Origin of the sequence: Salinivibrio socompensis S35, from assembly GCF_000513715.1 — a bacterium.
GTDB classification, from domain to species: Bacteria; Pseudomonadota; Gammaproteobacteria; order Enterobacterales; family Vibrionaceae; genus Salinivibrio; species Salinivibrio socompensis.
Map to the genome: position 1 here is coordinate 1 of NZ_AQOD01000047.1, position 5,340 is coordinate 5,340.

At 47.8% G+C, this 5,340-nt stretch carries 4 protein-coding genes, 1 tRNA gene and 1 rRNA gene; 2 read left to right on the forward strand and 4 right to left on the reverse strand.

Annotation, left to right across the window (positions count from 1 at the left end; genetic code table 11):
* The 4 genes from DZ54_RS0106450 to DZ54_RS0106465 all read right to left on the reverse strand — a co-directional run.
* Positions 1 to 68, reverse strand: a 16S ribosomal RNA gene (locus tag DZ54_RS0106450); the annotation flags it as partial.
* Between the two features lie 466 nt (positions 69 to 534).
* Positions 535 to 747, reverse strand: coding sequence for a hypothetical protein (locus DZ54_RS24055; RefSeq protein ID WP_025673487.1), 213 nt, complete (start codon positions 745 to 747; stop codon positions 535 to 537).
* Positions 748 to 823: 76 nt separating this feature from the next.
* Positions 824 to 2,260 carry an aminotransferase-like domain-containing protein gene (locus tag DZ54_RS0106460; protein WP_025673488.1) on the reverse strand — a complete coding sequence of 479 codons (1,437 nt, stop codon included), beginning with the start codon at positions 2,258 to 2,260 and terminating at the stop codon, positions 824 to 826.
* A 152-nt stretch (positions 2,261 to 2,412) separates the two neighbouring features.
* Positions 2,413 to 2,499 (reverse strand) — tRNA-Leu (locus DZ54_RS0106465).
* A gap of 215 nt (positions 2,500 to 2,714) precedes the next feature.
* Here DZ54_RS0106465 and DZ54_RS0106470 point away from each other — a divergent pair.
* Positions 2,715 to 3,200 (forward strand): RDD family protein, encoded by a 486-nt coding sequence (locus DZ54_RS0106470; protein WP_025673489.1) that lies wholly within the window; start codon positions 2,715 to 2,717, stop codon positions 3,198 to 3,200.
* 512 nt (positions 3,201 to 3,712) lie between these two features.
* Complete coding sequence (locus tag DZ54_RS0106475) at positions 3,713 to 5,155, forward strand: YfcC family protein (protein ID WP_025673490.1); 1,443 nt, start codon at positions 3,713 to 3,715, stop codon at positions 5,153 to 5,155.
* Positions 5,156 to 5,340: the final 185 nt, after the last annotated feature.

Consider the following 5,340-nt stretch of genomic DNA (forward strand, 5'->3'; position numbering starts at 1 on the left):
CGCTCGACTTGCATGTGTTAGGCCTGCCGCCAGCGTTCAATCTGAGCCATGATCAAACTCTTCAATTAAAGTTCTTTTGTTTGCTTTCCTCGAAAGGAAAGACAAACGGCTCGATAACTACTGTTTTGTTTATCTCTTATGAGACAAACGAATTGACTGTGCTCTTGTTGTTATCCACTTTTGAAAAAGTGAAAGCAAAACAGCTCAAGGCTGTACCAACATGAATCGGTCACTCAGTGTATCGAATAAATCTTTTTGTCTATTCTCAACGAGTGCCCACACAGATTGCATAGGTCAAATTGTTAAAGAGCGTGTCGACTTAGTGGTCGACATTTCGTGACTTGCGTCTCGTTGCCCCGTCGACAGGAAGCGCAGTATAGAGATCTCAGTGTTTACCGCAACCCCTAAATATAAAAAAAGGGCGCCTTGTCGCTTGTTTGTTCACAAAACAAACAAAAGCAGACAAAAGGCCCTTTTCCGGGTTGATGAGAGCGTAAGATGGCTGGCACTCACGCTCCCTTGTGCTCAAAACAATTAGTGCGAGTGCTGCCTTTCTTGCGCGCGCTCTTTCGCCCGGCAATAGCGCACAGCGCCCCATGCCATGATCAAAAGCACAAAAGGAATCGCACCAGCGGTCCATTGCACCCATGCATAGTAGGCAAGTGTTTCAATAATAATGACGTGGCCAAGGATCAATAACGCGGCACAAATGATCGCGACCACCATCATCTTGATCTCTTCTTTCATTTTTCTCCCCCCAAGCTGGTATCGCGCGTTTAGTGTAAAGGAGGAAGCGCAGCAGCGGCCTAGTACAAAGTACTCACTATTTAACTGGTACAGGTGGGGCTGCGAATAAAGATGAGAGGGATCTCGCAATCTGGTTTAACCCATCACACACGGCATCATTGTGTTCTGTCGAGATATTGAGGCGGAAGCAGTGATTAAAGCGTCCATCCGTCGCAAACAATGCACCAGGAGCAATGGTCACGCCAAACGGCCTTAAAGCATGAAAAAGCTCACGCGTATCAACTTTTTTATCCAGAATAACCCACAAAAAGTAACCGCCTTTAGGTGCGCTAATCCATGTGCTGGCGGGTAAGATCGCGTTGAGCTGAGTTAGAACCCTGTTTTGGCGAGCAGACAAGGTCTCGCGCAACCGGCGTAAGTGCGCATCGTAGCCGCCTTGTTTCAGGTAATCAGCAATCGCCAGTTGGTTGGGCGCCCCCACCGCCAAGCTCGAGACGGACTGACGTTTTTCTATTTGCATCGCATAACACCCTGCCGCTATCCAGCCAACACGGAAGCCAGGCGCGAGTTGTTTAGAAAAAGAGCCACAATGTAATACCCCGCCCTGCGTATCGTGCGCCTTTAGAGGCATGGGCCGTGAAGAAGAAAAATAAAGCTCACCATACACATCATCTTCAATTAACGGAACTTGATAGGCCGCTAATAGACTGACTATGCGTGGACGATCGATATCCGGGATCGACGCGCCTGTTGGGTTATGAAAATTACTCATTAACCAACATGCCGATACTTGATGTGACGCTAAAGCACGCTCAAGCTCATTAATATCAATCCCGGTATCGGGATCAACCGATACAGCAATCGGTTCAAGCTGCAATCTTTCCAGCGTTTGTAGCACCCCATAAAAAGCCGGTGCTTCGATAATGACTTTATCCCCAGGTTGGGTGAGTGCAGCCAATGACAGGCTTAATGCCTCTATCGCACCGTTGGTGATAATGATTTCATCGATACCAACTTTAATGCCTTGACGAAGATAGCGCTGGGCAATCAAACGCCGTAACCCCATATCACCGGGGGGCAAAATAGTGAAGTGGTCGGGATGTGACGATTGACGTAGCACTCGCGCCATTGCTCGACCAAGTGCCTGCATGGGAAACAGTTGTGGGTCGGGAAATGCCGAGCCAAATGGATAGCGCGTGCCTTGGTGGCTTGCACTGATCACATCAAAGACATCTTGATGCGTATTCAACCATTGAGAATCCGCTTGCGGTCTCGCCAATATATTGTCCGCCAACTGATTATAATGAGGACGAACAAAAAAACCGGACCGAGGACGCGCCTCGACCCAACCATCCGCTTCCAACTGTTCGTAGGCACGCATTACTGTCATCGGACTCACGTGCTGGAGCCGGCTCATTTCTCTTACCGATGGGATCCGCTCGCCAACTTGCCAAACGCGCTGCTGGATTTGTGTTTCTATCCAGCAAGCAATGTCTTGATAACGCACTTGCACCTTGCAACTCCCCCTTTTTACTTATCGAGGGATCATACCTTGGGCCGTCTGGATTGGAGGGGTGGAATGTGGCGGATTGTGACTTGGGCAGCGCTTATCCTGGCGTAAAACGAAAAAAGCCCCAGTCTTTGGACTGGGGCTTTTTTGGGATTTGGTGCCGAGAGAGGGACTTGAACCCTCACACCCGTTAAGGCGGCGGATTTTGAATCCGCTGCGTCTACCAATTCCGCCATCTCGGCAAGTGGGAGCAATTATACGTACCGCCCTTTCGAGTGCAAGCATAAAAAATAAAAAACAGTTTGTTCGCACTATTTTTAACCAACTCAGGTCACTAAGATACATTTATGCGGAAAAAACACTCACCGTCGGTCAAAAAACAGCAGTGTAATCTTACTTGCCAAGACATCGTCTGTGCTAGGCTAGCACCGAATTGAATACTGGGATGTACACAACAATGCAAACGTCTTCTATCGCTTGCCCCACTGCAGGTTTTTTTCGCCGCTTAGCGGCCTGGGTCTATGATCTTCTCGTAGTTGCTGCACTGCTCATGCTTGCTGGCGGTGGCATGATGGCATTGCTCGCGCTTGCACAAGTGCTCGGCATGTCCATCGCGCCCTACCAAGATATCAGTGACTTCCTTACCCATCACCCCATCGTTAACCCACTATATACGACTTATTTAGCCTGTGTGATCGGTGGATTCTATGGCTATTTTTGGTGCAAAGCCGGGCAAACACTCGGAATGCGAGCATGGCGCTTACGCCTACAAAACACCGATGGCAGTCATATCCGCCCAACCCAGGCACTGATCCGCATGGCAACGGCCTGTTTTGGTCTGGGCAACCTGGTCGTTATCTTTGATATCAATAATCGCGCTTTCCAAGATCATTTTTCTGAGTGCGACATGATTGTGCTGCCTAAACCGACCAAAAAGAAATAACGTCCATTAATGGGGCGCGTAATGCGCCCTTTTCCATGCAGTTTTTCAATCTTGATCTCTCGCTATTTTGATTTAAAACAAGAAAAGCATGATTTTCTCACGTCGCAAGTTATTGCATTTCATCCCGTTTTATTCATCACTCATACGACCCACTTATGACTAATTAATCAATCTATTCACATAAATGTCATCAGACCAAAGACCTAGTACCTTTCCCAAGCTGAAACTAGATACTTTTTAAGCAATAAATACCCACCTTTTCCTTGACGATAAAAAGGATAGGTACGCGTAAAAACCAACATAACATTCATTTTTAAATCACCCTAAAAACCACCAAATAAAAAGCCATATTTTCTTTTGTGAGATATCACTAAGAAGTAAGAAGCCTACCGCTTTTACAATAAAGACAAAGCAAATGTTTATTGCTCAAAATAATAATGACGTGAAACTTAACGCTTTACCTCAACACGTGTAGTACGCCCCTGTACTGAGAAGAGGTATGAGGAGAAACCATGAGTAACCAGAGTGTTCCTGCAAAAAAAGGTTGGTTTGCCAACCTGAAGTTCCCATCTGCTTATACGATACTGTTTATTCTTATTGCCGTGGTTGCCGCCCTGAGCTGGGTTGTTCCCGCAGGGCAATACGACCGCACCATGAACGAAGAACTTGGTCAAGAAGTGCCAGTATCAGGTACTTATCAGCAAGTTGAAAGTAATCCGCAAGGCATCGTTGATGTCCTTTTAGCCCCCATTGATGGCTTTTATAATCACCAAACCTATGAAGCGGCGGCCATTGATGTCTCCCTGTTCATTCTTATTATTGGCGGCTTTTTAGGGCTGGTGACGAAAACGGGCGCCATTGATGCTGGTATTGAACGGGTCACCAAACGCTTGGAAGGGCGTGAAGAGTGGATGATTCCCATCTTGATGGGCCTATTTGCCGCCGGGGGCACCATCTACGGGATGGCTGAAGAATCACTTCCCTTCTACACCTTGCTGGTGCCTGTGATGATGGCGGCACGTTTTGATCCTGTCGTAGCCGCTGCCACTGTGCTACTTGGCGCAGGTATTGGCACATTAGGCTCAACCATTAACCCGTTTGCGACTGTGATTGCTGCCAATGCCGCAGGCATTCCGTTTACCGACGGTATTCTGCTGCGCCTCGCCATTTTGGCCATTGGTTGGTTCATTTGTGTCGCTTATGTCATGCGCTATGCCCGAAAAGTACGCGCTGACCAACGCCAATCCATTGTTTATGACCAGTATGAAAGTAATAAAAAACACTTTCTTGGCGAGCACGATGATAATCAAAGCCTAGACTTCACCGCCACCCGTAAGGTCATCCTTACCGTTTTTGCCGGTGCATTCGCGGTCATGATTTATGGTGTCTCCTCGCTCGGATGGTGGATGGCCGAGATCTCAGCCGTGTTCTTAGGCGCTGCCATTATCATTGGTCTGATTGCGCGCATGAGCGAGGAAGAAATCACCACCAGCTTTATAGATGGCGCCAGGGATTTGCTCGGGGTTGCTCTGATCATTGGTATTGCGCGCGGTATTGTAGTGATCATGGATAAAGGCATGATCACCGACACCATACTGAATAGCGCAGAAAGTTTAGTATCAGGCTTGTCTTCATTTGTGTTTATCAATGTGATGTATTGGCTTGAAGTGCTGCTGTCTTTCTTGGTGCCCTCCTCATCAGGACTGGCTGTCCTTACTATGCCAATCATGGCGCCGCTTGCTGATTTCGCCAACGTCGGTCGCGAATTAGTCGTCACCGCTTACCAGTCTGCCTCTGGCTTGGTCAATCTGGTGACCCCAACGTCTGGCGTGGTCATGGGCGGCTTAGCCATTGCGCGAGTGCCCTATGCGAAATGGATCAAATGGGTTGCTCCCTTGCTTGGCATTTTAACTATCATGATTATGGTGATGCTCAGCGTCGGTGTCATGCTGTAAACACTATCACCGCAACACACGCGCACTTGCGACAAGCAAGTGCGCTTTTTTTTGCCTAAAACGACCTTAGTTCTGATGGCTCCCCACTTCTTACATAGAAGAATCAGTGAGATAGGATAAAAAAGGTAGTCAGATCCATGATAATCGGCGATTATGGGTCACTACAACACAATAAGACGCCAMCA